Here is a 25,671-nt window from a genome sequence, read left to right on the forward strand (position 1 = left end):
ATTAATTCAGTCCGCGCACGGAGGAGATAAATTGTTTGAGTTCATTGGTTTGCGGCTGGCTGAACAGCGTTTTGCTGTCGCCCTGCTCCCAGACTCGACCCTGGTGCATAAACACCACCCGGTCGCCGACTTCACGGGCAAAATTCATTTCATGGGTAACCAGAATCAGCGTCATTCCTTCCGCGGCCAGCTGTTCCAGCACTTTGAGCACCTCGCCCACCAGTTCCGGATCCAGCGCGGAGGTGATTTCGTCACAGAGTAAAACTTTTGGCGACATCGCCAGCGCGCGGGCGATAGCGACCCGCTGCTGTTGACCGCCGGAAAGGCTGGAGGGATAGAAATCCAGCCGATCGCCAAGCCCGACTTTAACCAGCATTTGCTGCGCCAGTTCGCGGCACTCGGCGGGCTTTTTTTTCAATACCCGCCGCGGCGCCAGCATCACGTTTTCCAGCGCCGTCATATGCGGGAATAAATTGAAGTTCTGGAATACCATGCCAACGGAGCGGCTAATCTCCCGCGCCTGCGAATCGCTGTCGGTAATGGTCATGCCACCGAGCTTAATACTGCCTTCCTGGTACCCCTCCAGCCCGTTAATGCAGCGCAATAAGGTGCTTTTCCCCGAGCCGCTTCGGCCGATGATGGAGATCACCTCGCCCATATTGATATCGAGATCGACCCCCTTCAGCACGTGATTATCGCCGTAGAATTTCTGCACCTGATTAATGGTGATGAGCGGCATTGAATTTATTCTCCAGATAGCGGCTGTAACGGGACAGCGGATAACACAAGATGAAGTAGCCCAGCGCGACCAGCGCGAAAACCTTAAACGGCTGATACGTCACGTTGGTGAGCATGGTGCCAGCCTTGGTGAGCTCGACGAAACCGATAATCGACGCCAGCGCGGTGCCCTTTATTACCTGTACGGCGAAACCCACGGTGGGAGCGATGGCGATACGCACCGCCTGCGGCGCCACCACGCGACATAACGTCTGGGTGAAATTTAATCCCAGGCAACGCGATGCCTCCCACTGTCCTTTCGGCAAGGCCCGAATACTGCCGTACCAGATATCCAGCAAAAAGGCGCTGGTATAGAGGGTCAGCGCCAGCGCGGCGGCGGTCCATGGCGACACATCGATCCCGAATAACGCCACGCCGAAAAAGGCGAGAAACAGCTGCATCAGCAATGGCGTCCCCTGAAATAGCTCGATATAGCCGCGAATGAGGCGCTGCACCCACAATTTACCCCGCAGGCGCAGCAGCAACAGCGGTAATGTCACCAGCGCGCCGCCAATAAAGGCCGTCAGCGATAGCAGCACGGTCCAGCGTCCGGCCAGCAGCAGGTTGCGTACGATGTCCCAGTCGGTAAAGGTTGTTATCATGCCTGTACCCTCAGCCATCTACGTCCAGCCGCCATTAGCAGCTGGCGCATCGCTATCGATAACGCTAAATAGAGACCGGTCGTCACCAGATACACCTCGAAGCTCAAAAACGTTCGCGACTGAATTAAGTTGGCGGCAAAGGTCAGCTCTTCATAAGAGACCTGTGATACCACCGACGATCCGAGCATTACGATAATGCACTGGCTCACCAGCGCCGGGTAAATACGCTGCAACGCCGGCGGTAAAACCACCTGAATAAAGGTCTGACTCCGGCTGAGCCCCAGTACCCGGCCGGCCTCCCACTGTCCTTTTGGCGTCACCTGGATCCCGGCGCGGACGATCTCCGTACTGTAGGCGCCCAGGTTGACGATCATCGCCAGCAGAGCCGCTTCGCCCGCCGTCATCTTCAACCCCAGATTCGGCAGGCCGAAGACAATAAAGAACAGTTGAACCACGAACGGCGTATTGCGGATAACCTCAACGTAAGCCCCCCATATCCGACTCAGCCAGCTTGCCCGCCCGCTACGCAGAGCGGCACCGATGATCCCGATAGCCAGGCCGCCGAGCGTGGCCAGCGCGGTGAGTTGGATAGTGACCCAGAGTCCCGCCACGAGCTCCGGCCAATAGGGCCAGAGCGCGGAAAAATGTAATTGCTCCGTCATCGCCGTACCTTAAGCGGCAAAGTCGCTGGGCAACGGCGCTTTCAGCCACTGCTGTGATAACGTATTGAGGGTGCCGTCCTTAATGCCCTGCGCGATTAAGGCGTTCACCTTTTCCTTCAGCGCCGGTTCATTTTTTTTCAGGCCAATCACGCACGGTGAATCCTTAAGCATAAAGTTGGCGACCGGGGCTTTCGCCGGGTTTTGCCGTGAGATAGCCGCCACCACCAGATTACCCGTCGCCACATATTGCACCTGACCAGAAAGCCAGGCCGACAGCGTGGTGTTGTTATCTTCGTAACGCTTAATCTGCGCCGCTTTCGGCGCAATGCTGGTCAGCACCATATCTTCCACCGCGCCGCGGGTCACGCCGATGCTCTTACCGCTCAGTTCGGCTGCGTCTTTCAGGGCAGCTCCCTGCGGGCCGAAGACGCCAAGGAAAAACGGCGCGTAGGGTTGGCTGAAATCAATGACCTTTTCCCGCTCGGCGTTCTTACCCAGGCTTGAGATCACCAGATCCACTTTATCGGTCTGCAGATACGGTACCCGGTTGGCGCTGCTCACCGGAACCAGCTGCAGTTTTAGCTTCATCTGCTTTGCCAGATAGCGGGCCATATCAATGTCATACCCCTGTGGCTGGAGATCGGTGCCGACAGAACCAAACGGCGGGAAATCCTGGGGAACGGCGACGCGGATCACGCCGCGTTTTTCAATATCCTGGAGTTGGTCCGCGTGTGCGGCGGTGATTTGTGTCAACAGACAAGCGGCCCCGGTCAGCGCAATCAGCAGTTTTTTCATCATCATTACCCGTTACGTTAGTATGAAACAAAAGATTCTTTAAATAAACTTCTGCAACTAATGTGCCAGATACGGACAAAAGAAATTTGCGCTGCCTAATCGGCTTTTAGCGAGAAATGACGCGAATATTAACCATGACGGTAAGAAGAGTCGCCCTTCTCCTTACCGCACTTTGGCACCAAAAAGGTGCAAAGCACCAGACTGGCTCCCCATTATCGTTGTTCAAGCTCATCCAGTTGCTGGTATAACGTGGCGATGTCATGAATGCGCGGGCGACCGCTATCGAGAATTTCATGTAGCAAGGCGTTCGCCAGCAGGTTGATAAGACTATTGGCCGACGCGTAGCTGTCGAAAGCCGAAACGCTGTCCAGCGGAGCGCTGAGCCGCCAGCACGCCAGCGGAAACAGGCTATGCGCCTGCGGCTCGCAAATTAGCAGCTGCGGAACTCCCCGCTGTTGCAGTTGCTGCATCAGGGGACGAATAATCCGCGGCCGACGGCGAAACGCCATCACCACCACGATATCTTCTTCGCACAAATCGACCAGCTCTTCACTTAGGCTTTGCCCCGGTTGCGGCAGCACCACCACTTGCCCACGCGCCTGAAGCAACTGCTGGCGCAAATGCAGCGCCAGCGGCCAGGAGTTTCGCATGCCAATAATGACGACGCGCCTGGCCTTGACCAGTGCGTTAATGGCTTCGGCAAACTGCCGGGCATCCAGCGCGTTTACCCACTGCGTCAGGTTTGCCATCTCTTGTTTATAATGCCGCGCCAGCAGCGTATTACCCTGCACCGCCTCGCGATGATCGGTCAACGGCATCCCGCTCTGGCGTAACGTGCGCAGCTCATCGCGCATATCGCGATACTTTTCATATCCCAGCCGTTTAAACAGACGGCTTACTGTCGCTTTTGATACCCCGCTCAGTTGGGCCAGCTCGGCGCTGTTGTAGCTAATCAGGTCATCAAAGTGGTCGACAATGAAATCCGCCACCCGCTGCTCCTGGGGTGACAACGACGCATATTGCGCCTTCAGCCGTTCATCGAGTTGTTCCATAGCGCCTCTGTAACTTTTGTTTCACTGAACTATACCGCTAACACCCTTCACAATGCATGCCACAATGAGAAAAGACAAACGACCGCCGCATCATTGAAACTTTCTTTTCAAAGTGGAACAGCTTTTGCACGGACAGCGTTTGCAGCAGTGGCTGCATGATTCGTTACGAGGATAATTTATGCAGAGTCATTTCTCGACCCAGGGGATGGCGGTCGCCCCCCATCATCTGGCTAGCCAAAGCGCGCTGTCCGTGCTGCGCGAAGGCGGAAACGCAATAGAAGCGATGGTCGCCGCCGCCGCGACCATCGCGGTGGTCTATCCGCATATGAATGGTTTAGGCGGCGATGGGTTCTGGCTGATCGTGCCGCCGCAGGGCGCTCCGATCGCCATTGACGCCAGCGGCGCCGCTGGTTCACTGGCGACGCCGGAAGCCTATGCCGGGCTAACGCACATCCCGCATCGCGGCCCGCAATCCGCCCTGACCGTCGCTGGCACCGTTAGCGGCTGGGATGAGGCGCTGAAAGTTTCATCCTCGCTGACCGGTAAATCACTACCGCTTTCGCGTCTGTTACAGGACGCGATCGGCTATGCCGATAACGGTATTCCGGTGACCGCCTCGCAAGCCAGCGCCACCGCTGGAAAGTTAGATGAACTTCAGCGCCAGCCGGGCTTCGCTGAGACCTTTCTGGTCAATGGCCGCCCTCCGCAAAGCGGCAGCCGCTTTTGTCAGCCTGCGCTGGCCTCCACGCTAAAACGGCTGGTTGCGGAAGGGCTTGATAGTTTCTATCGCGGCTCTCTGGCGGAGCAACTGGCGGACGGCATGGCCCGTTACGGCCTGCCTATTACGCTTGACGATCTGCGCCAGCATCGCGCGCGCTGCCCGCAACCACTGCGGTTACAGCATCAACACGGTGAGTTATGGAACCTGGCGCCGCCGACACAGGGGCTGGTATCGCTGGCCATCCTCGGCATCACTGACCGGCTGGCGATGGAGCAGGCCGACGATGCGCAGACCATCCACCGTATCGTGGAAGCGACAAAACTGGCCTTCAGCCTGCGAGATAAACATATTACCGACCCGCTGCATCTGGACGTGGATATTCAAAGCCTGCTGTCCCCGCAGGCGTTACAACCGCTGGCGGAGAAGATCGACGACCAGCGCGCCGCGCCATGGGGCGCAGGCAAAGGCCCCGGCGATACCGTCTGGATGGGCGTGATGGACAGTAGCGGGCTGGCGGTCTCCTTTATCCAGAGTATCTACCATGAGTTTGGCAGCGGCGTGGTGCTTCCGGACAGCGGTATTGTCTGGCAAAACCGCGGTGCGTCGTTCAGCCTCGACCCGGTGCATTTGCTCGCTCTGGCGCCGGGCAAGCAACCCTTCCATACCCTTAATCCCGCCGCCGCACGCCTGAACGATGGGCGGGTGATGGTTTATGGTTCTATGGGCGGCGACGGGCAGCCGCAAACGCAGGCGGCGCTGTTCACCCGCTATATCCTGCAGAACGTCCCGCTTCAGGAGAGTATTTCTCGTCCGCGTTGGCTGCTTGGGCGCACCTGGGGACAGACCTCGGACTCACTAAAAGTAGAAGGCCGCTTTGCGCCGCAAACCCTCGCCCGGCTCAGGGAACTGGGGCATGAGGTTGAGGTACTGGCCGACTTCAGCGAGGCCATGGGACATGCCGGGGCCATTGTCCGCCATCCTGACGGCCTGTTTGAAGGCGCGTCTGACCCGCGCAGTAACGGCGCCGCCGCTGGCTATTAGGAGGAGAAGCATGAAAAAAACCGAAAAAGAGTGGCGCGACTGGCTTCTTCAGATGGAACAGATCCTCGCCCTGGAACTGGATGAATCGCGCCGCGCTGAGCTGCTGGCGCAATTTCGCCGCATTGCCGATATGGCTGAACCGCTGATGGCCTATCCGCTCGATCAGCGTCTGGAAATCGCCGGAGTGTATAAAGCATGAAGCTACATAAGATGACCATTGCCGACATTCAGCAGTCGCTGAGTCGCGGTGAATTTAGCGCCAGAGAGCTGGCTCGCCAGACGCTTGATGATATTGCGCAAAGTAACCCGCGGCTCAATGCCTGGACGACTGTCACCGGGAAACGGATGCTCGACGAAGCGGACGCCATTGATGCCCTACGGCGCACGAATCAGCCGCTGCCTGCGCTGGCAGGCATTCCCTACGCGGTCAAAAATCTGTTTGATGTCGCGGGAGAAACCACCCTCGCCGGCGCCCAACTGTTCAGCAATAACCCGCCTGCCCGCGTCGATAGCTGGGCGGTAAGTCAAATCCAAAGCGCAGGCGGCCTGCTCAGCGGGATGCTGAATATGGACGCCTATGCTTACGGTTTTACCACGGAAAACAGCCACTATGGCGCGACGCGCAATCCGCACGATCTTAACCGCATTGCCGGCGGCTCCTCCGGCGGCTCAGCGGCGGCGGTCGCCGCCGGGCTGGTTACTTTCTCGCTCGGTAGCGACACCAATGGTTCAATCCGCGTTCCGGCATCCCTGAGCGGGATTTTTGGTCTCAAGCCAACCTTTGGCCGCCTGTCGCGTACCGGCAGCCACCCTTTTGTTCCCAGCCTCGATCATATTGGTCCGTTTGCTCGTACGGTAGAGGATTTAGCCACAGTCTACGATGTTCTGCAGGGGCGAGACGTCAACGACGGGTTTCAGGCCGAACGCGGCGTCGCCCCAGCTACGCCGCATCTGCGATATGGCCTCCAGGGGCTGCGTTGCGCGGTTTTAGGCGGCTATTTCAGCCGCTGGTGCGATGACGATGCCCGCGCGGCGGTGGCTCGCGTCGCCCGCTATCTCGAAGCCTCTGAAGAGTTTCTCTTCCCCGAGGCGGAGCTGGCGCGCGCTTCTGCTTTTATCATTAGCGCTTCTGAAGGCGGAAGCCAGTATCTGCCAGCCTTACGGCGTGAGCCGGAGCGCTTTGAACCGCACTCGCGCGAACGTCTGCTGGCGGGAGCGATGATTCCTTCCGCCTGGTACCTGCAGGCGCAGCGCTTTCGTCGCCACGCTCAGCAGCAAGTCGCGTCGCTATTCACCCATGCCGACGTGCTCATCGCCCCGGCAACACCGTGCAGCGCCACGCTTATTGGCGAGCAGACGATGGAGATCAACGGCGAGTCTTTACCGATACGCGCCAGCATGGGCATGCTTACTCAACCAATCTCCTTTATCGGTCTGCCGGTGGTGACCGTCCCGCTACGTACCGCGACGGGGCTGCCTGTCGGGGTGCAGTTAATTGCCGCGCCGTTTAATGAACAGGCCTGTCTGCGCGCCGCCTATGCGCTGGAAGCGATGGGAATAACCGATTCCCGCCCGGTGGAGATAGCCGCATGATCGCATCGCAAGAAATCAACCTTCCGCAAGTGGTCGCCGAAGTTACGGCGGCCTTTTATCGCTATGAACAGGCGCTGGTGAGTAACGATATCGCAGTGCTGGATGCGTTGTTCTGGCACGATACGCGCACGGTTCGCCTCGGCGCCGGGGAGAATCTTTATGGTATTGATGAGATCCGCGCCTTCCGCGCCGCGCGCCCCGCCGCAGGGCTTGCGCGGGAGTTACGCCATACGGTGATCACAACCTATGGAGAGGATTATGCGGTATGCAGTACCGAGTTCACCCGTGAAGGCAGCGAACGTATCGGCCGTCAGCAACAAACCTGGGTTCGGTTTGCCTGTGGCTGGCGTATCGTTGCCGCACAGGTTAGTTTGATGGGACATTGATGCCGTTGTTTGTCGTCCCCTGCTTGCGCTGCGCTTAGCAGGGCTACCAAATCGCATTGTGCTGTAGCCCCGGTAAGCGGCAGCGCCACCGGGGATTTTGAGATCGCTAGCACCAGTAGTGTCAGTCATCATGGTGAATAAATTAAAGGCAGGCCGCACGGACCGTAGGTCGGGTAAGGCGTTAGCCGCCACCCGACAAATAACGGCGCAATGGACCTGCCGCTATGGCTGGTACGGATGCACCTGCCGCCAGTGGTCGGCAATCTGCTGGCGGGTACAAATCCACACGCGCTCATGCTGCTGCACGTAATCGAGAAAACGTTGCAGAGCGCGAAAGCGTCCAGGGCGGCCCAGCAACCGGCAGTGCATGCCGATAGACATCATTTTCGGCGACGTTTCACCTTCCGCGTACAGCACATCAAAGCTGTCTTTCAGATAGGTATAAAACTGTTCAGCGGTATTAAACCCCTGAGCGGTGGCAAAGCGCATATCGTTGGCATCGAGCGTGTAAGGCACGATGAGATGCGGTTTACGTTGCCCGTCGGCGCAAGGCACCTCCGTCCAGAACGGCAAATCATCGCCATAATAGTCACTGTCGTAATCAAACCCGCCATGTTCCACCACCAGTTGCCGGGTGTTAGGGCTATCGCGCCCGGTATACCAGCCGGTGGGCGGTTTGCCAAACAGGTCGGTCAGCACCTGCACCGCTTTATGCAGATGGTCACGCTCCTGTTCAATCGCCATATGCTGATAGTGGATCCAACGCCACCCGTGGCTGACCACATCGTAGTTGGCCGCTTTGATCGCCGCGACGATATCCGGATGACGCGCCAACGCCATCGCCACGCCAAATACCGTCAGCGGTAACCCCCGCTCCTGAAAGGCATGATGGATACGCCAGAAACCCGCGCGGCTGCCATATTCATACAATGAGTCCATCGACATATGGCGATCGGGATAGCTGGCAGCGCCAATGATATCGGAGAGAAACTGTTCAGAACCCGCATCGCCGTGCAGGACGTGATTCTCGGCGCCTTCTTCGTAATTAAGCACAAACTGCACCGCGATACGCGCCTGGTTTGGCCACTGCGCGTGCGGCGGTTTTCCCGCGTAGCCGCGCAAATCGCGCGGATATAATTCTGCTGCAGGTATCATCTCCCACCCCTTCATTTAATCATTAAACACGGCAAATTTACCGCTAAGCGTTTTACGTTCCGGATAAGCTAAATCGCCGTGCTTGCTGGTTGTCAGGCCTAGCGACACCAGAGATTCGACCATCTTCACCGCCGCGCTGACGCCATCAATAACGGGTACCTGAAGTTCCCGGGTCAGTTGCTGCGCCAGGGTCGCCATGCCGCCGCAGCCCAGCACGATAGCGCCGCAGCCATCCTCCTGTAGCGCCTGAATACAGCGGGCGCGTACTTTTTCCTGCGCCACGCCGCTGCCATCTTCCAGCGCCAACACCGGTAGATCGATCGCATGCAGACCGGCGCAATGCTCATGGAAACCATACTGATGTAGCAGATGGCGAGCGATAATCAGCGTGCGCGGCAAGGTAGTGACCACCGAGAAGCGGGTAGCGACCAGCGTCGCCATATGCATCGCCGCTTCGGCAATACCAATAACCGGCCCCTGGGCCAGTTCACGGGCGGCAAGTAACCCCGGATCGCCAAAACAGGCGATAACGTGCCCGGAAACGCCCTGCTGCCGCCCGGCTTTAATCTGCTCCAGCACGCCGACGGCGGCGATGGCTTCGTCAAAATGCCCTTCAATCGACGGCACGCCGTCTGGTGGACAGACCGCGACAATATCGGTTCCTGGCGACGCCGCGGCGCGGGCCGCCTCGGCGATAGTTTGCGTCATACCGGGATCGGTATTGGGATTGATGACTTGTATACAGATGGTGGACATTACCGCTCCTTATAGCCGGCAAACAGCCGGGCGAAATCGGGGACTGACTCCCCCGTGCGGGAAAAACATAAACTGGCGACGATGTGTTCAAAGTGATGGTTGAGCGCCTCGGTCAGCGCGGTCAGCGCTTTTTCGCGTAACAGGCCGACAAGGCGCTCGTGGTCATCGCAGCGGCACCCTTGCCGCCACGGCGCGCCCCAGGCGGCAATCACCAGCGATGAGCGTTGACTGAGCCGGGTGACCATCTCCGTTAGCACCTGGTTGCCGGAAATGGCCTGTAACTGAATATGAAAATTAGCGGAATGGCGGATAGCGGCCGGGCCATCATAGGCCTCATGCGCCAGTTGCTCCTGCTGAATAATGGCTTCCAGCGCCGCCAGATGCGGAGGCTGGCAGCGTTGAAGTACATCCGGCAGATTCGCTACTTCCAGTAGCGCACGGGTGCGGAATATTTCCCGTGCCTCGTCAACCGTCGGACTGGCGACCTGTGCACCACGTTTGGGCGTTAATGTCACCATTTGCACAGCGGCGAGTCGTTGCAGCGCTTTGCGTACTCCTGTGCGGCTGACGCCGAACACCTCCGCCAGCGCCTCTTCCGGCAATTTGCTGCCAGGCAGCAGTTGTTGCTCGACAATCGCGGTCAGCAAGGCCTCGTAGATAGACTCATCCTTGTCATGCAGTCCGGCTGCGGCCTGCAGCGGATTTTCATTGCCCATTGGTCTACTCCACTTTCCATTTTGATATCAAATCGTATACATAAAATAAATATTTTGTATACAAGATTAACCATTCTGGCCTGAATCCTGCAACGCCTTCCGCTATCAACGGCACAACGTTTGTCTTCAGAGGAGCAGGATCCATGCCAAATACACAAAACACGCATCAGCTCAACGCCGGAGACCCGGCATCAGGCTACAGCCCGCGTCTTTGCAACGAGGATCTGGCGCCGACGCGCGAGCAAAACTGGAACTGGTACAACATTTTTTCTTTCTGGATGTCGGACGTGCATAGCATGGGCGGCTATGTGGTGGCGGCGAGTTTCTTTACGCTGGGTCTGGCGAGCTGGCAGGTACTTATCTGCCTGTTGGCCGGAATTGTTATCGTCCAGCTTTGCGCCAATCTGGTGGCCAAACCCAGCCAGATTGCCGGCGTGCCCTATGCGGTCATCTGCCGTCAGGCGTTCGGCGTCTTCGGCGCCAATATTCCAGCGGTGATACGCGGGCTGATTGCTTTCGCCTGGTACGGGATCCAAACTTATCTGGCTGCGAACGCCTTAATGCTGGTGCTGCTGAAGTTCTGGCCCTCGCTGGCGGCAATGACGCAAACGTCATTGCTGGGTCTTTCATCGCTTGGCTGGATCTGTTTCGCCACCATGTGGCTGTTGCAGGCGATGGTGTTCTGGCACGGCATGAGCGCGATTAAGCGCTTTATTGATATCGCCGGCCCGGCGGTATATGTGGTGATGCTGGCGCTGGCGGGCTGGATTGTATACAAGACAGGGCTCGACGGTATCTCCTTTACCCTCGCCAGTAAGACGCTGACCGCCGGTGAGCAAAGCTGGCAGATGATCACCGCCACCGCGCTGGTGGTCTCCTACTTCTCCGGTCCGCTGCTTAATTTTGGCGATTTCTCCCGTTATGCCAGAAGCATGGGCGAAATTCGCCGCGGCAACCGCTGGGGGCTGCCGTTTAACTTCCTGCTGTTCTCGGTAGTGACCGTAGTAATCGTCTCCGGGACGCAATCTTTATTTGGCCGGATGATCACCGACCCGATTGAAACGGTGAGCCATGTGGGTAACGATCTGGCGGTGGCCATCGGCCTGCTGACCATGATCACCGCCACTATTGGCATCAATATTGTCGCCAACTTCGTCTCGCCGGCATTTGATTTTTCCAACTGCGCGCCGCAAAAAATCAGCTTCCGCACCGGCGGGATGATTGCCGCCGTCGGCTCGATACTGCTCACCCCGTGGAATCTGTTTAACTCCCCAGAACTTATCCACTACACCCTGGATGTATTGGGAGCGTTTATCGGGCCGTTGTTCGGCATTCTGCTGGTTGATTTCTATTTGATTAAACGCGGACAGGTATCGATCGACGATCTTTTCGATGATACCCCTAAAGGCAAATACTGGTACCGCAACGGCTTTAACCCGAAGGCCATCGCCGCGCTGCTGCCCTCGGTGGCGGTCGGCCTGATTATCAGCTTTATTCCCGCTCTGCATGAGGTGGCCAATTTTAGCTGGTTCATCGGCGTGCTGTTAAGCGGCAGCCTGTATCGCTGGATTGCCCGCGACGAGCGGCAGGCCGCTTCCTCCGCCCGCTTTACCCCCGGCGCGCTGGCGCAGAAAGAATAATCCCACCCGGCCGCGGTGCCTTCCGCGGCCTCCTGGCATTAAATTTGCACATATTTGCGCAATAGCTATCAACCTACTTATATAAGGCGGCAACATGCTGGAATACCACACCGCGCTACGCGGTGCGTTTTTTGATATTAGCCAACCCGCCGCCAGCGCTGACGATATCGCCCGCTACGCGCGATATATTGATGATGGCGTGCTCTTTATTTACGCCGGGAAGATTCAGGCGCTACTGCCATGGCAGGAAGGCGAAGCATTACTCGATCCACATAAAGGCTATCGCGATCTGCGCGGTAAACTGCTGCTGCCGGGGTTTGTCGACGCCCATATTCATTATCCTCAAACCGAAATGATCGGCGCCTTTGGCGAACAGCTGCTGGAATGGCTGACCACTTATACCTTCCCGGTGGAAAGCCAGTTTGCCGATGAACGGTACGCGGCAGATATCGCCCGTTTTTTTGTCAACCAGTTGCTCAGCCATGGCACCACCACCGCGCTGGTGTTTTGTACGCTTCATCCGGCGTCCGTGGAGGCCCTGTTTACCGAGGCGTTGCGCCTGAACATGCGCCTGCTGGCCGGTAAGGTGATGATGGATCGCCATACGCCGGAGTATTTAACCGAAACCGCCGAACAGAGCTATCGCCAGACCCGCGAACTGATCCAGCGCTGGCACAAGCGAGGCCGTCTGGGCTACGCTATTACGCCGCGTTTTGCTCCCACTTCCACACCGGAACTACTACAAGCAGTTCAGCGGCTGCGGGAGGAGTTTCCTGATACCTGGCTGCATACCCATCTCAGTGAAAACCTTAATGAAGTCGCGTGGGTAAAGCAGTTATGGCCGGAGCATGAGCACTATCTTGATGTTTATCATCACTATCAATTGACCGGAGCGCGCAGCATCTTCGCCCACGGGATCCATCTGGCGGAGAAAGAGTGGCGGTGTCTGCATGAGACCGGTTCGGCAATCGCCTTTTGCCCGACGTCAAACCTGTTTTTAGGTAGCGGGCTATTTCGCCTGCCCGCCAGCTGGCAACATCAGGTCCGGATCGGCATCGGCAGCGATGTTGGCGCCGGGACCACCTTCAGCCTACTGCGCACCCTCGGCGAGGCCTATAAAGTGGCGCAGCTACAGAGCTATCGCCTGCGCGCCAGCGAAGCGTTTTATCATGCGACGTTGGGCGGCGCGCACGCGTTACGCCTGGATGACAAAATTGGTAATTTCCAGTCGGGAAAAGAGGCCGATTTGGTGGTTATCGACCCGGCGGTGACGCCGCTACAAAAGCTGCGCGGCGCACGCTGTCATGATGTCTATGAGCAGCTGTTCGTATTGATGACCTTAGGCGATGAACGAAACATTAGTGAGACCTGGGTCAATGGCCAACAGGTATGGTGTAACGAAGGCTGAACCGCTGCCCGGCGCTTTATTCTGACCGGGCGGCGGACTCAACTTAACTTCCGCGATAGGTCGACCAGCCGCCGGGGGCAATTAAAAACGGCAGATGAAAATGGTCTTTGTCCTCGGCGGTGATCATAAAATCGATCTGCGCCTGCCGGTACAGGGTCTGACGACCATCGCGCGCAAACCACGATTGCAGTTCGGCCACCAACTGATAGTTGCCGGGACGCAGTTGTCCCGTCGCCAGCTCTCCCAGGCGGCCATGGCTGTCCGTCACGCCTGACGCCAGGCTGCGCCCTTCGCATAACAGGGTAACCACCACGCCTTGTGCAGGCTTGCCGGTAGAAATATCAAGAATATGGGTGCTCAGGGTGATCATTCGCTAATAACTCCCGCCAGTCTGAGTAAGGTGATTTCACGTAATTGTTCCAGTGCCGCTTCAATTTCCTGCGCGTCATTATTCGTCAGCCGTTGGGTCAGCGCCTGCAGGATCTCGGCGGCGCTGCGCCCTTTGGCGCGGATCAGAAACACGCGGTCAAAGCGGGCTTCGTAACGGGCGTTCCCTTCTTTCAGCGCCCGGGCGGTAGCGGCATCGTCGGCATTAACCTCCGCCTGCTCCTGGCGAGACAGCGCGGCATGCGCTTCCCCGCCCGTCGGCTTTTCCCCGATCCGCGGGTGGGCACTGAGCGCCCGCGCCAGCTCTGCCTCTCCCCAGTGCTGCATCAGTTGTTGTGCGCGATCCGTTAAGGCCGTCAGTGTGGCATAGGGCCGCTCCAGCGCCAGCGCTTCGCGCCAGGCGGGGAGCGCCACGCAGGGTTCAAGCTGGCGAATGGCTTCCGCCTGCGGCAACTGATTAAAGTGGTTGAGTGTTATCATCATTGCTCCTTGCCGCTGCCGTCATGGCGGCTTTCTCTTGCGGAATAATCAGATTCAGTACAATCGCCACCAGCCCGCCGCTGGTGGCCGCAGATCCAAACAGGTTACCGATGATGGGCGGGAAATGGGCAAGGAAAGCGGGAACCGCCTCAATGCCGAGGCCAAAACCAAATGCCAGGCCAACAATCAGCATATCGCGGCGGGTTAGCGGGTTCTGGGTGATAATGCGGATCCCGGCCGCCACGACACAGCCAAACATGACCATCGTCGCGCCGCCTAACACCGGCGTGGGGATCTGGCGTAGGATCTCGCCGAATGGCGGAAACAGCCCAAGCAGAATCAGCAATACGCCAATATAACGCCCGACATAGCGGCTGGCGACGCCGGTCATCTGGATGACGCCGTTATTCTGTGCGAAGGTGGTATTGGGAAACGCGCAGATCGCCGCGGCGATCAGGCAGCTAATGCCATCCGCGAGGATCCCGCCTTTCAGGCGCGAACGAAACGCGCCGTCATCGATGGCCTGTTTTGAGATCAGGCAGTTGGCGGTTAAATCGCCGACGGCTTCAAGAATGCAAACCAGCGATACCAGCGCGACCGGTAAAAATATGGCGCTATTAAACTGAAAGCCAAAAGGAAATATCGCCGGCAGACGAAACCAGCTATCGCCGATCGGCGCCAGATGAAATTTTCCGCTCAATGCGGCGGCGATACAGCCCACCGCCATGCCGATGACCACCGACGATAAACGCAGCCAGCGGTTTTTCGCGCAGCTCAGCACCACGATAATCCCTAACGTTATGCCGCCCAATGCGATATTGCCCGGGCTGGCGAAATCCTTCGCGTGCTCGCCGCCGCTCCAGTTAATAATACTGACCTTTATCAGGCTAATGCCGATCAGCGCAATGACGCTGCCGGTAATAATCGGGGTAAAAAGTTTTTTCAGCGGTTCGATAAAGCGGCTGACGACGACCGGTACCAGCGCGGCAACAACGTTGACGCCAAACAGCATGGCCATAATGTCCTGCGGGCCGCCTCCCTGCGCTTTCACCCACATGCCGCCGGCAATCGCTACGCCGAGAAAAGCGAAGCTGGTGCCCTGCATACAGATCATCCCCGCACCGATCCCCCAGACGCGGTTAGCCTGCAGAAAGGTGCCAATCCCGGAAGCCATTAGCGACATACTAATTAAATATGGCAGCCATTCGCCAAGCCCCAGCGCGGCGCCAATAATCAGCGGCGGCGTAATAATGCCGACCAGCCCTGCCAGCACGTGCTGTAAGGCGCTAAAAAAAGCCGGCAGCGGCGGGATGCGCTGCTCCAGGTCATAAAGCAGGTTGCTGTTCTTTTCATCAGACATGGGGTCACCGTCTCGTCGTGGATAAGCGTTCACGATGTAGTGCACAAAGCAGGCCACATTGCTTATTCCCTCTATCTTTATCCACGTAACAATCGCTTTATCTTTTATTCATCAGTGAAATAGCTAAATTAAAGAGCGAGTATTCTGTAACGATCGTTGGCGCGGGGCGCTGAAACTTTTGATTCCTTAATTCATCAAAAGAAATCTTTGATTCATAAAAAGGCAACATAATCGCAACTTTGCCCTCCTTTGGTGCACCTCCCCGCCATCACCCGTCCGTTTTCCGCTGATTTCGCAGGTTCTGCTACCTGGTATGCAAATTGCTGAACCCCTTAAACAACACACCTAAGGGGAAGACAATGAAAGCAATCGTGATTGGCGCGGGAATCGGCGGGTTGAGCGCCGCGGTGGCGCTACGTAATGCAGGCATCGCTTGCGAAGTGTTCGAAGCGGTAAAAGAGATTAAGCCGGTTGGCGCCGCGATCTCTATCTGGCCCAACGGCGTCAAGTGTATGAACCGCCTGGGGATGGGCGAGATCATCGACGCTTATGGCGGCCCGATGCATTATCTGGCGTATAAGGAGTATCAACACGGGGAAACGCTCACACGGTTCAGTCTCGCGCCGCTGGTTGAACGTACGCAGGGCCGCCCTTCGCCAGTGTCGCGAACGGAACTTCAGCGTGAGATGCTTGATTTCTGGGGGCGTGAGCAGGTGCAGTTCGGCAAGCGGGTCACCCGCGTGGAAGAGCATACCGACGGCGTCACCGTCTGGTTTACCGATGGTAGCGAGGCGCACGGCGATATGGTCATCGCCGCCGACGGCAGCCATTCGGCACTGCGGCCATATGTGCTCGGCTATACGCCGGAACGCCGCTATGCTGGTTACGTCAACTGGAATGGTCTGGTCGACATTGATGAGTCCATTGCCCCCGCCGATCAGTGGACGACGTTTGTCGGCGAAGGGAAACGCGTGTCGCTGATGCCGGTGGCGGGCGGACGCTTCTACTTCTTCTTCGATGTACCGTTGCCGGCCGGGTTAGCGGAAGATCGCCTCACCCTGCGCGACGATTTAACCCGCTACTTCGCCGGCTGGGCGCCGCCGGTGCAAAAGCTTATCGCCGTACTCGACCCGCAGACTACCAACCGGATAGAAATTCACGATATTGAACCTTTTGATAAGCTGGTGCGTGGCAAGGTGGCGCTACTGGGCGATGCCGGGCACAGCACCACGCCGGATATCGGCCAGGGCGGCTGTGCGGCGATGGAGGACGCGGTCGTGCTGGGTAATGTACTGCGCGGCAATAGCGATATTGTCACCGCGCTGCGCCAGTACGAAGCATTGCGTTGTGAAAGGGTGCGTGACCTGGTGCTCAAAGCGCGTAAACGCTGTGATATCACCCACGGTAAGGATATGGCGTTAACCAAAGCCTGGTATCAGGAACTGAAAACGGAAACCGGCGAGCGTATTATCAACGGCTTGTGTGAAACCATTCAGGGCGGGCCATTAGGCTGAGAGTGAGCGGCGCTACGCATCTCCTCCATCACCAGCGTTAGTTTTTGAATCGCCATTTGCGCCGGACGAGATAGCTGGCGCGATGGCGCGGTGCATAGCGCCAGAGTCAAAGGTCGTAGCAGCTTATTACGTAGCGGCACAAACGCCAGCGAACCGTTGTTTACCTCGTCCTGCACGTCCAGCAGGCTCAGGACCGTCACCCCGCCGCCTTTAAGCACCAGCGATTTAATCAGACGAATATCATTGCAGCTAACGGTGTTGGGCGGCGAAAAATCATAATGGCGATAGAGCATTGCCACCCGGTCATGCACTATTAACGGCGCGCCGGGAATAATATGCCGTTCATCGCTAAGTTCCCCCAGCGAGATCGCGGGCGCGGTGGCAAAAGGATGGTGCGGATGCAGTACCACCCCGACTTCCATTTCAATAAACGCCAGTACGTTGAGACCCGCCTGACCTTCAGGATCGAGGATCAGACCAAAATCGACATCGGCCTGACGCACTCTGTCGCTGATGCTCTGGCTATCGGCGACCTGCAACATCAGTTCCAGCCACTCGCACTGGTTGATAATCTCTGCCAGCGCCGCGGCAAAACTCCCTTCGGCCAGCGCCTGCACCATACCGACATTCACCGTTCCGCGTTTTAGCCCCTGCAGTTCATCAAATTTCTGTTGGGTCACGCGAAACTCTTTTTGCCAGCGCAGCAGATTGTCATACAACAGCTCGCCTGCGGTGGTCATCCGCAAACCTTCCGGCAGCCGTTCAAACAGCGGCGTGCCGAAGGACGCTTCAGCCTGCAGTATCTGGCGGTTAATCGCCGAAGCCGAAATATGCAGTTTTTCCGCCGCCCGGCGCAGGCTGCCGCTGCGGGCCACTTCCATAAAATAATGCGCAAAGCGCGAGAAAGGACTCATCGGTTACCTGTACTGATTTTTGCAACGGATAGCTGAATTAATGCTGATGGATGTCAACACCCTACTATGGCAACAATAAACTCACAACAATTAAACAATCAACTTAGCCATCAGGAAGCAAGACGATGAACAGACAACCGCTCGCGCCCCCCGCGCATTGCACCTTTGAACCCCAGGACTGGCTGCGGCTGGCAAAATGCTGGCATCCGGTGGCGCGCAGCGCTGATATCGGCCCGCAACCGGTGAAAGCCACCCTGCTGGATGAAAAACTGGTTATCTATCGCCTGCACGAACGAGTCGTAGTCGCCCGCGATGTCTGTCCCCACCGCGGGGTACCATTGACGTTAGGTTTTCATGACGAAGAAGGTATCATTTGCCCTTATCACGGCCTGCGCTTTGGGGAAGATGGCCGCTGTAACCGAATCCCCTCCAGCCCAAATCAGCCGATACCGGCGAAATTAAATCTGACCTGCTACGCGGCGGAAGAACACTATGGTCTGGTGTGGGTGTGTCTCGATTATGATGCTGACAATCCCCCGCGGTTACCGACCATGCCGCACTGGGCAGACGACGGATTCCAGCAACTGACCTGCCCGGCGTTTGAGGTCAATGGCTTTGCAGGCCGTCAGGTTGAAGGGTTTCTTGATGTGGCGCATTTTGCGTGGATCCATACCGACACCTTCGCCGATGCGGAGAATCAACAGGTTCCTGACTACCTGCCTGAGGAAACGGAAAACGGGTTTGTCGTCGACTACTGGAGTACGGTCGGCAATTATCCGGCAAGCGCCGGTTACCGGGCTCCGGAGGGATTTCAATGGCTGCGTCGCTTTGAGATGCATTTGCCCTTTACCGCCACCCTGACGATTCATTTTCCCGGTGAGGCCCGGCTGGTTATTATGAATGCCGCCTCGCCCGTCTCATCACGGGTCACGCGGATGTTTGCTCCAATCGCCCGCAATTTCGATCTGCATGTGCCGGTGGAGGAGGTCTACGCCTTCAACCTTCGCGTTTTTGAAGAAGACCGGCTGATGGTCGAGAGCCAGCGCCCGGAGACGCTACCTCTGGATCTTACCCTGGAAGCACATATTCCAGCCGACCGTAGCTCAATTGCCTACCGTCGCGGCTTGAAGCGGCTGGGTTTCGGTGAGTTTTTCCTGGTCTGAGCAAGGAGTTATACGATGAGAACTCTAATTGAGGTGGTTGTCGATGGTCTCTGGCGTGAAGGAGAACATAATCTGGCGGTCAGGCTGGTGACGCCTGACGGCGACCCATTACCCGCATGGCAGCCCGGCGCCCATATCGATCTGCATCTGGCGAACGGCGTGACCCGTCAGTACTCACTCACCGGCAGCCACCGCAGGCTGGAACGTTATCTGATTTGCGTGGCGCGATCGGCAGAATCGCGCGGCGGTTCGCGCTACATCCATGAGACGCTGCGACCGGGTCAGAGGCTGATGATTTCGCTACCACGAAACCAATTTGCCCTGCAGACGGCGCGACACGTCACCCTGATGGCCGCCGGGATTGGCATTACGCCGCTGTATAGCATGGCGCGGGCGTTAGCGGCGCAAGGAAAGCCATTTACCTTGCATTATTACCTCAAGCGCCTTGAAAACGGCGCCCTGGTAGCCGCGATTGCCCGCAAGCTGGCACCTGAAAACGTGAGGATTTATAGCTCAGCTGAAGGCGAGAGCCCACGAGAAAATTTGCCAGGAAGGTTGAGCGTTCCTCACCGTGAGGATCGGCTTTACCTGTGTGGTCCGGCGGGATTTATGGCCGCCGTGCGCCAGGCGGCGGCGATACAAGGCTGGCAGGCTGAGCAGATCCATGAGGAGGCGTTTCAGGCGTCAATGCCCGCCAACGACGTTCGGCAGGAAGAGACGTTTACGGTAACGCTCGCCTCTTCTGGCCAGTGCTGGCCTGTCGCCGCCAATCAAACCATCGTGCAGGTATTACAGGAAAATGGTGTGGCAGTGCCACTCTCCTGTGAGATGGGTATTTGCGGCGCCTGTCTGACCAGGGTGGTCGAGGGAGAGGTGGATCATCGTGATACGGTGCAGTCAGCAGCAGAAAAATGCGCCATCGTGCAGCATGTCGCGCTGTGCTGCTCCCGCAGCCGCAGCACGAATTTGCTTATTGATTTATAAAATAAGGCCAGGCTAAAACTGGCCTGTTGCCGCCCTTTTCTAACGTGAAGCGCGGCGCAGCGTCTGGCGCTGAATATTAAGCTGTTTTCGCCAGACCCTGTTATGTAGATAAAGGGCGTTTGCACGGTAAAAAGTCTGGCTATTAATGCATCGGATACCGCCTAAAATGAATACAAACCCCAGCACGGCGCTAATGAGAAATCCTGGTTTTAGTCCGGCGCCGAATAATGCCCCCAGGCAAACAGAAAGAAAATAAACAATCGCAACCAGACCGCTAAAAGCCATCAAAGCCAGTGATAATTTAAGCGCCAGAAAATTGCCTCTGGCAACGAAGTACATCGTCAGTACCATTATCAGACTATAAATTAGCGATACAGGCACAATCGCCGCCATCACGGCATACTGCGGCAGCCCAAATAGCTCGAACACCGCCAACCAGAGATAAGGTTGAGCCAGGGCAAAAGCGAACATGCTCAGAATCATAGCCCCTACCAGCGGTATTCCTGACATATGCCAGCCGACCGGAATACCCATCCGGTCTTTTAATCTGTCTTTAAGCTTTTCAAGCTGCTGCGGATCGTTAGTGTCCATTTTTCGAGAAACAACGGCACTTAAAATAAGGTTTCTGGTAATATATTTCATGATTATTATTAATGAGTTCCCAACAAGGAGAATGACTGAATAAGGCCAATGGCATATTGTGTTGAGGCCCTCATATTTTGCGGATTACGGATTGTTCCAGTCATGGCGCTACCCGCAAATGCGGAGGTATTCACTACCGCCGTGGTTAATTCACGTTGTAAGCTTCTCTGTAAGGCATCAGAAGGAAAGCGTTTGGGATAAAACCCTGCACGCATAGCGGCTTTAATTCCTGTATTCGATATTCCAGGGTTTTGCGCACGAATAATTTCTTCCGTAATTCGGCGACGTTCCGCACGGTTTAGCCCTTTAAGCCAGGTTATCACATTCGTTGAAGTGCTAGCTTTCATCATCTTATATGTTTCTATCGTGCTTCTCAGCCCAGCTCCGGCACCCGCAAGCGAAACAATATCTAATGCGGTACTTGTTGCCACATACCATGATTCGCTGTCGAGCCATGTGACTACATCATCATGATCTGTTGCAATCAGGGTAATACGACCTAAACCAATAAAACATTGCGCGACTGTAGCTACCGTTCCCGCAGTAATAATCGCAGCAACAACACCGGATGCCCCTGCGGTTATTGGAACGGCGGCACCTGCGCCGACAGCCAAAACTCCCGTTACGACAGCCGCACCGCATGAAATAGCCGTTGAGGTGATCTCGTTTGCCAGGGATGGCGTCTGAATCGTATGATTTAGTGCTTTGGTGGCATTATATGCCGAAGGTTGAGCATTTATTCGGGTAACGATAACGTGGGTGACGGTGCTTTTATTTTCCTGAGCAATATTTCTGGACGGTCTAACAAGCCACTGCTGGCTACCGTCAGAATAAATAATACCTGCATGGTTAAAATCTCGGGAACAATCCAATTGATTGGCCAGAGCCTTAAAATCAAAATCATTGCCTGAGGTCAGTCCCAGACTCCTTGCAAAACCATAATCGGGTAAATTGTTTTTTGCAAACTCTCCAGGCATTGTCATTGATTCTCTCCATGCATATGGGCATCTATTTTATGCCCTAAAGGTTAATTGCTATAGAAATATAAAAATTCAGGATTATTCCGAATGGACGTTGTTACTCCACTTACCCCATCGCCTGGGACATCAGGCTAAAAAGACGTACATCATAGCTGTGGCGGCAAATATCCCCCTTCACCATTGCCAACGGCCGATCCGCCAGCGTGAACCCGTTTTGCCCAAGCCAGTGGGTAAACGATTCATGTTGGCCTTCCGGGCAATCGAGTCGCACAAACTCGCCGGCGAGCGTCGTCAGAAAACTAGCACATAACGCCTGCGCATGATCGCTTCGGCTGGCCACCACCGGCCCGATTACATAGCCTCGGCCCATGCGGCGACAGGCGGCCCAGGCGCAAATCTGCTCCTGGCTATTGCGGATAACGGCAAGGTGCGCGTTGGCCAGCAGCCAGCGGATAAGACGCTCTCGTTGAGCGCCCCAAGCCTTGCCATCCAACAGAGCTAGCTGTGATATATCGGCGACCGTCGCGGCAGAGATGCCGATGCCCGAAGAAGCAACGGCAGGTAATGCGTGGGCGTGCCATTGCTGGAGAAATCCTGCCGGACGGAAACCAAACTTACGATATAACGGTTCTCCGGCAGGCGTGGCGTGCAGTTGGATAGTGCGGCTGCCCAGCCTCTCTAATTGAGCGGCAAAGAGCTTCTTGCCAAGCCCTTTACCCTGCAGCTGTTTAGCCACCAGCACCAGGCCGATAGTGGCGTGATGTTGACCCCAGCGCCAGCATAGCGTCGTGCCACAGAGTTCGCCTTCTACTTCCGCCACAATACCCTCACCTAGCGTGAAGGCGCACAGCCAGTCTTCACGACGATGCGGCCAATCCATCTGCTGGCTAAGCATCAGGCCACCGCTAATATCGGAGGCCCGCATTTTTCTCAACACGATTGCCATCTCCCGGTCACCCCTCAGTTGGCGGCGGTGAACTGGCGCGGCTGGCGTTTTCCTGCGATAAGCGCCAGAAATCATGCCCGGCGGGATACTGGTAAAGACGCAGTGAAAACTGCCCGGCCACGGCGGTAATGTATTCAAAAATAGCAGACTGGGTGTTCTCGTAATCCATCCACAGCGTCGAGGAGGTAAAGCAGTAGATTTCCAGCGGCAGCCCGGACGGCGACGGTTTTAACGTTCGCGCTACGATGTACATATCTTTAATGATATCCGGCCGTTCGGCGAGATAGCTCATCAGGTAATGGCGAAACAGCGTCAGGTTAGTCAACCCGTTATCAATAAACCAGCGATCCGCGACGCCGCCCGGATCCCGGCCATCCAGTAATTTACTGAGCGGCTCACTCACCCCACGGATTGCCAGCATCGGGGTTAACATCTCCTGATTCAGGAAGGTTACCGAGTGCTGATCGATATTAATACTGCGCATGATCCTTCGTGCGCCGGACGAGAACATCGCCTGCCAGTTGGTATACGTTTCTGTAAGGAAATTCTTGGTCGGAATACGCGAAATGGTGTTGTCCCAGTTACGGATAGTAATGGTATGCAGCGCGATATCCGTCACTTCCCCGCTCAGGTTCTTGTCGGGCATTTCGATCCAGTCGCCCAGTTGCAGGACATCGTTGGACGATAGCTGGACGTTGGCCACCAGCGACAGCAAGGTATGTTGAAACACTAACATCAGCACCGCCGCGACGGCGCCGAGGCTGGAAATGATAATCACCGGTGATTTATTCGACATCACGGCGAGGATCATAATCGCGGCCAGAATGTGAACTAAGATTTTGCCTATCTGGATATAGCCTTTGATGGAGTGGTTTTTGCGCTTGGTCTTACGCAGATAAGAGCTATTGACGATATCCAGCATTTCGTTGAAGAAGATCGACAGAAAAATAAAAAACAAAATTCCGCAGATGGTATTAATCGCCGTTACCAGCGATGCCGGCATATTGGGCATAAACTGCAGAACATAGTAGACGATAATAACCGGAATGAAGTTTGACAGTTTCTCGGCGATACGGCGGTCTTTTTCCAGCGGTACGTCCTGTTTATGGCTGGCGAAGAACACCTTGCGTATCACTTTAATCAGCAAAAACTTGCACAAAAGATGGGCAAAGATGCCGGAGACGACCAGCAGAATAAGGTTAAAGCCGATCGCTAATGCCGGATTACTTTCAATAAACGTCAACAGATGATTCAAATACGCCATGCGTTATCGCCTGAATAAATATGCCCTTTTGTATTAGCCCTTCACTCTCGGCTATTAATACAAAAATTTAACCAATGTGCATCATGACATGTCCAAGCCGGATAAGTCCACGCTTTGCGCGGGTGATCACATTCATTGTATAAATATGTTCATTTGCATTAATGATGCTCTGCGCCCACTATTAAGGGGCCCGAAATGAGGACATATCAACTCCAGGAGGAAACATGTTCAAAGCACTTGCCGCCATCGTCGCACTCACCGCATCCGCCAGCGTCATGGCGCAAAGCGATGTTACGCTGACTTCACTTGCCAAAGATAATGCGACCAAAGCGTCGTTCAGCCAGATGGTAAAAGGCCATAAGCTCCCGGCCTGGGTTAACAGCGGTGGTACCGGATCCCCGGCACAAACCGTGAAACTGGGATCTGAATCCTGGCAGGTATTAAGCGCCTGTAAACCACACGATTGTGGAAGCGAACGTATCGCCGTGATCTGGTCTGAAAAATCCAAACAGATGGCGGGCGTCTTCTCAGTGGTTGATGAGAAGACATCGCAAGAAAAACTGACCTGGCTTAACGTCAGCGATGCGCTGTCGATTGATGGCAAAACCGTGTTGTTTGCCGCGCTGAGCGGCAGCCTTGAAAACCATCCTGACGCGTTTAATTACCCGCAATAAACAAAATCCCTGGCTATCCGTTGATAGTCAGGGGTTGCTCACCGCCTTTACCACTCCCTATTTGCGCTGCCGGCGTAGTTTGCCCGCGAGAAGAGCCAACCGATGGCTACGACAATAAATCGTGAACAGCACGAATCCCTGGCGGTTAAATATTAGCCGGCAACACAGTAATGCCAGCGCGGCGAATGCCAGCGGCCAGAGGCTTTCACCTGCGCTGACCATCGCTCTCAACGCTTGCGCCGCCGTTGACGCTGAGAGGAGAAGAAATAGCGCCAGAAATCCCTTCAGCCCGAGGGTATAACCGCGAGCCAGCAACACGCCGCTGGTCAACAGAAAAATAACCACCACTAGCGCTGGTACAAAGAAACTCGCTACCCGTATCGGCGCAGAGAATGGCGGGAGCGTCTGCAAAAATGGTAGCAGATTGAATGCAAAAGCCACTAAGAACAGTGGGAATAGCGCGGCGACCGGAAATGGGTTTTGCCGGGGACGTTCGCCAGGTGGACGCGAAAAGTAGCGTTCAAGTTCTGGCGTGGAGTGATTCAGTGAGGTGCCGTCCCGGCGCGCAATAGCGCGGTCTATCTCCCGGCCATGCTGCAGGAGATCGTAAAAAGGCTTCCCGAGAATGATGTTCAGGTATGGCATCTGGAACGTGTTTCCTACGGCGCCAGCATCAATACCTTGAACTGGCTGGGGACGATGCGCATACCGACCGCATTTGTCGAATTTTGCAGGCTAACGCTGGTTAGACGCGTCGCCGGCGTGCCTTTTAACAACACGGTAAATGCACCGGTCAGATGACGCGACGGCCCCATCACCGTACCTGACGCCACCCCGGTCGCCACGCCGGGGTTATCGCCGTTGGTGAGCGGCGTCACCGTCGCCATATTGTGCGCGGGCATGCCCATAAACAGAATATTGAGCGCGTTAGGGATCGCCGTCGGCCCCAGCGCGATGTCCGGATAGGGAATTGGCGTCGGCGCTGGCATCGGGGTCAGACAGACGTCGGGGAAGGCTAAATCGACACCGAATAGCTGGCAGTTAGCAAACATAATTAGC

28 protein-coding genes are annotated in these 25,671 nt (G+C 56.2%); 10 read left to right on the plus strand and 18 right to left on the minus strand.

What is annotated here, in order from left to right:
- Position 1 precedes the first annotated feature (1 nt).
- The 5 genes from EAE_RS19400 to hpxU all read right to left on the minus strand — a co-directional run bounded on the left by EAE_RS19400 (position 2) and on the right by hpxU (position 3,888).
- Complete coding sequence (locus EAE_RS19400; RefSeq protein WP_015705410.1) at positions 2-739, minus strand: amino acid ABC transporter ATP-binding protein; 738 nt, start codon at positions 737-739, stop codon at positions 2-4.
- Complete coding sequence (locus tag EAE_RS19405; protein WP_032715563.1) at positions 720-1,376, minus strand: amino acid ABC transporter permease; 657 nt, start codon at positions 1,374-1,376, stop codon at positions 720-722. The genes EAE_RS19400 and EAE_RS19405 overlap by 20 nt, the downstream gene beginning before the upstream one ends.
- Complete coding sequence (locus EAE_RS19410; RefSeq protein WP_015705412.1) at positions 1,376-2,041, minus strand: amino acid ABC transporter permease; 666 nt, start codon at positions 2,039-2,041, stop codon at positions 1,376-1,378. The genes EAE_RS19405 and EAE_RS19410 overlap by 1 nt, the downstream gene beginning before the upstream one ends.
- Before the next feature lie 9 nt (positions 2,042-2,050).
- Positions 2,051-2,836, minus strand: coding sequence for a transporter substrate-binding domain-containing protein (locus EAE_RS19415; RefSeq protein ID WP_026612306.1), 786 nt, complete (start codon positions 2,834-2,836; stop codon positions 2,051-2,053).
- A gap of 212 nt (positions 2,837-3,048) precedes the next feature.
- On the minus strand, positions 3,049-3,888 hold the full coding sequence (gene hpxU, locus EAE_RS19420) for a MurR/RpiR family transcriptional regulator HpxU (protein WP_015705414.1): 840 nt from the start codon (positions 3,886-3,888) through the stop codon (positions 3,049-3,051).
- Positions 3,889-4,066: 178 nt separating this feature from the next.
- Here hpxU and hpxW point away from each other — a divergent pair, with 178 nt between their 5' ends.
- From hpxW to hpxZ, 4 genes are read left to right on the plus strand one after another with little or no spacing between them, the layout of a single operon-like run.
- Positions 4,067-5,650: an oxamate amidohydrolase gene (gene hpxW, locus EAE_RS19425; protein ID WP_015705415.1), complete on the plus strand. Its 1,584-nt coding sequence runs from the start codon at positions 4,067-4,069 to the stop codon at positions 5,648-5,650.
- Positions 5,651-5,660: 10 nt separating this feature from the next.
- Entirely contained in the window at positions 5,661-5,849 is a 189-nt protein-coding gene (gene hpxX, locus EAE_RS19430; protein WP_015705416.1) for an oxalurate catabolism protein HpxX, read from the plus strand.
- Positions 5,846-7,243, plus strand: coding sequence for an AtzE family amidohydrolase (locus tag EAE_RS19435; protein ID WP_015705417.1), 1,398 nt, complete (start codon positions 5,846-5,848; stop codon positions 7,241-7,243). The genes hpxX and EAE_RS19435 overlap by 4 nt, the downstream gene beginning before the upstream one ends.
- Complete coding sequence (hpxZ, locus tag EAE_RS19440) at positions 7,240-7,629, plus strand: oxalurate catabolism protein HpxZ (RefSeq protein ID WP_015705418.1); 390 nt, start codon at positions 7,240-7,242, stop codon at positions 7,627-7,629. Before EAE_RS19435 ends, hpxZ begins: the two co-directional genes overlap by 4 nt.
- Before the next feature lie 222 nt (positions 7,630-7,851).
- Here hpxZ and puuE read toward each other — a convergent pair whose 3' ends face one another.
- The 3 genes from puuE to EAE_RS19455 are packed head-to-tail and all read right to left on the minus strand — an operon-like array spanning position 7,852 to position 10,256.
- On the minus strand, positions 7,852-8,784 hold the full coding sequence (puuE, locus tag EAE_RS19445) for an allantoinase PuuE (protein WP_015705419.1): 933 nt from the start codon (positions 8,782-8,784) through the stop codon (positions 7,852-7,854).
- Between the two features lie 15 nt (positions 8,785-8,799).
- Entirely contained in the window at positions 8,800-9,540 is a 741-nt protein-coding gene (gene hpxA, locus EAE_RS19450) for an allantoin racemase (RefSeq protein WP_015705420.1), read from the minus strand.
- Entirely contained in the window at positions 9,540-10,256 is a 717-nt protein-coding gene (locus EAE_RS19455) for a GntR family transcriptional regulator (RefSeq protein ID WP_015705421.1), read from the minus strand. The genes hpxA and EAE_RS19455 overlap by 1 nt, the downstream gene beginning before the upstream one ends.
- A 143-nt stretch (positions 10,257-10,399) precedes the next feature.
- Between EAE_RS19455 and EAE_RS19460 the strand changes: the two genes are divergently transcribed.
- The gene (locus EAE_RS19460; RefSeq protein ID WP_015366599.1) at positions 10,400-11,896 is read left to right on the plus strand and encodes an NCS1 family nucleobase:cation symporter-1; all 1,497 of its coding nucleotides are present in this window, start codon (positions 10,400-10,402) and stop codon (positions 11,894-11,896) included.
- Between the two features lie 94 nt (positions 11,897-11,990).
- Positions 11,991-13,304, plus strand: coding sequence for a guanine deaminase (guaD, locus tag EAE_RS19465; RefSeq protein WP_015366598.1), 1,314 nt, complete (start codon positions 11,991-11,993; stop codon positions 13,302-13,304).
- A gap of 43 nt (positions 13,305-13,347) precedes the next feature.
- On the opposite strand, the gene uraH is transcribed toward guaD, so the two are convergent.
- Genes uraH through EAE_RS19480 form a run of 3 tightly spaced genes read right to left on the minus strand, consistent with a single transcriptional unit; the run spans position 13,348 to position 15,531 of the window.
- On the minus strand, positions 13,348-13,674 hold the full coding sequence (gene uraH / locus EAE_RS19470) for a hydroxyisourate hydrolase (protein ID WP_015705422.1): 327 nt from the start codon (positions 13,672-13,674) through the stop codon (positions 13,348-13,350).
- Positions 13,671-14,171, minus strand: a complete 501-nt coding sequence (uraD, locus tag EAE_RS19475; protein WP_015366596.1) for a 2-oxo-4-hydroxy-4-carboxy-5-ureidoimidazoline decarboxylase — start codon at positions 14,169-14,171, stop codon at positions 13,671-13,673. The genes uraH and uraD overlap by 4 nt, the downstream gene beginning before the upstream one ends.
- Positions 14,149-15,531: a nucleobase:cation symporter-2 family protein gene (locus EAE_RS19480; RefSeq protein ID WP_015705423.1), complete on the minus strand. Its 1,383-nt coding sequence runs from the start codon at positions 15,529-15,531 to the stop codon at positions 14,149-14,151. Before EAE_RS19480 ends, uraD begins: the two co-directional genes overlap by 23 nt.
- 359 nt (positions 15,532-15,890) lie before the next feature.
- Here EAE_RS19480 and hpxO point away from each other — a divergent pair, with 359 nt between their 5' ends.
- On the plus strand, positions 15,891-17,045 hold the full coding sequence (gene hpxO / locus EAE_RS19485; protein ID WP_015705424.1) for an FAD-dependent urate hydroxylase HpxO: 1,155 nt from the start codon (positions 15,891-15,893) through the stop codon (positions 17,043-17,045).
- On the opposite strand, the gene hpxR is transcribed toward hpxO, so the two are convergent.
- Positions 17,024-17,959: a LysR family hpxDE operon transcriptional regulator HpxR gene (hpxR, locus tag EAE_RS19490; RefSeq protein ID WP_015705425.1), complete on the minus strand. Its 936-nt coding sequence runs from the start codon at positions 17,957-17,959 to the stop codon at positions 17,024-17,026. The genes hpxO and hpxR overlap by 22 nt on opposite strands.
- A 125-nt stretch (positions 17,960-18,084) precedes the next feature.
- On the opposite strand from hpxR, the gene hpxD reads away from it, so the two are divergent.
- Both hpxD and EAE_RS19500 read left to right on the plus strand, forming a co-directional pair.
- On the plus strand, positions 18,085-19,122 hold the full coding sequence (hpxD, locus tag EAE_RS19495; RefSeq protein WP_015705426.1) for a molybdenum cofactor-independent xanthine hydroxylase subunit HpxD: 1,038 nt from the start codon (positions 18,085-18,087) through the stop codon (positions 19,120-19,122).
- A 15-nt stretch (positions 19,123-19,137) separates the two neighbouring features.
- The gene (locus EAE_RS19500) at positions 19,138-20,106 is read left to right on the plus strand and encodes a PDR/VanB family oxidoreductase (protein ID WP_015705427.1); all 969 of its coding nucleotides are present in this window, start codon (positions 19,138-19,140) and stop codon (positions 20,104-20,106) included.
- 39 nt (positions 20,107-20,145) lie between these two features.
- Here EAE_RS19500 and EAE_RS19505 read toward each other — a convergent pair whose 3' ends face one another.
- The 4 genes from EAE_RS19505 to EAE_RS19520 all read right to left on the minus strand — a co-directional run bounded on the left by EAE_RS19505 (position 20,146) and on the right by EAE_RS19520 (position 23,938).
- Positions 20,146-20,748: a hypothetical protein gene (locus EAE_RS19505; RefSeq protein WP_223848502.1), complete on the minus strand. Its 603-nt coding sequence runs from the start codon at positions 20,746-20,748 to the stop codon at positions 20,146-20,148.
- Between the two features lie 8 nt (positions 20,749-20,756).
- Positions 20,757-21,731 carry an Ssp4 family T6SS effector gene (ssp4, locus tag EAE_RS19510; protein ID WP_015705429.1) on the minus strand — a complete coding sequence of 325 codons (975 nt, stop codon included), beginning with the start codon at positions 21,729-21,731 and terminating at the stop codon, positions 20,757-20,759.
- Positions 21,732-21,834: 103 nt separating this feature from the next.
- The gene (locus tag EAE_RS19515; protein WP_047079447.1) at positions 21,835-22,674 is read right to left on the minus strand and encodes a GNAT family N-acetyltransferase; all 840 of its coding nucleotides are present in this window, start codon (positions 22,672-22,674) and stop codon (positions 21,835-21,837) included.
- A 7-nt stretch (positions 22,675-22,681) separates the two neighbouring features.
- Positions 22,682-23,938: a mechanosensitive ion channel family protein gene (locus tag EAE_RS19520; RefSeq protein WP_015366587.1), complete on the minus strand. Its 1,257-nt coding sequence runs from the start codon at positions 23,936-23,938 to the stop codon at positions 22,682-22,684.
- Positions 23,939-24,162: 224 nt separating this feature from the next.
- Between EAE_RS19520 and ivy the strand changes: the two genes are divergently transcribed.
- Positions 24,163-24,612 carry an Ivy family C-type lysozyme inhibitor gene (gene ivy / locus EAE_RS19525; RefSeq protein ID WP_015705431.1) on the plus strand — a complete coding sequence of 150 codons (450 nt, stop codon included), beginning with the start codon at positions 24,163-24,165 and terminating at the stop codon, positions 24,610-24,612.
- A 57-nt stretch (positions 24,613-24,669) separates the two neighbouring features.
- Here ivy and EAE_RS19530 read toward each other — a convergent pair whose 3' ends face one another.
- Together EAE_RS19530 and EAE_RS19535 are read right to left on the minus strand one after the other, a co-directional pair.
- A complete protein-coding gene (locus tag EAE_RS19530) occupies positions 24,670-25,257 on the minus strand; it encodes a hypothetical protein (protein ID WP_015705432.1) in 588 nt (195 codons plus the stop codon).
- A gap of 14 nt (positions 25,258-25,271) precedes the next feature.
- A complete protein-coding gene (locus EAE_RS19535) occupies positions 25,272-25,664 on the minus strand; it encodes a DUF4150 domain-containing protein (RefSeq protein WP_015366584.1) in 393 nt (130 codons plus the stop codon).
- Positions 25,665-25,671 lie beyond the last annotated feature (7 nt).

The sequence above is a fragment of the Klebsiella aerogenes KCTC 2190 genome (genome assembly GCF_000215745.1).
GTDB lineage: Bacteria > Pseudomonadota > Gammaproteobacteria > Enterobacterales > Enterobacteriaceae > Klebsiella > Klebsiella aerogenes.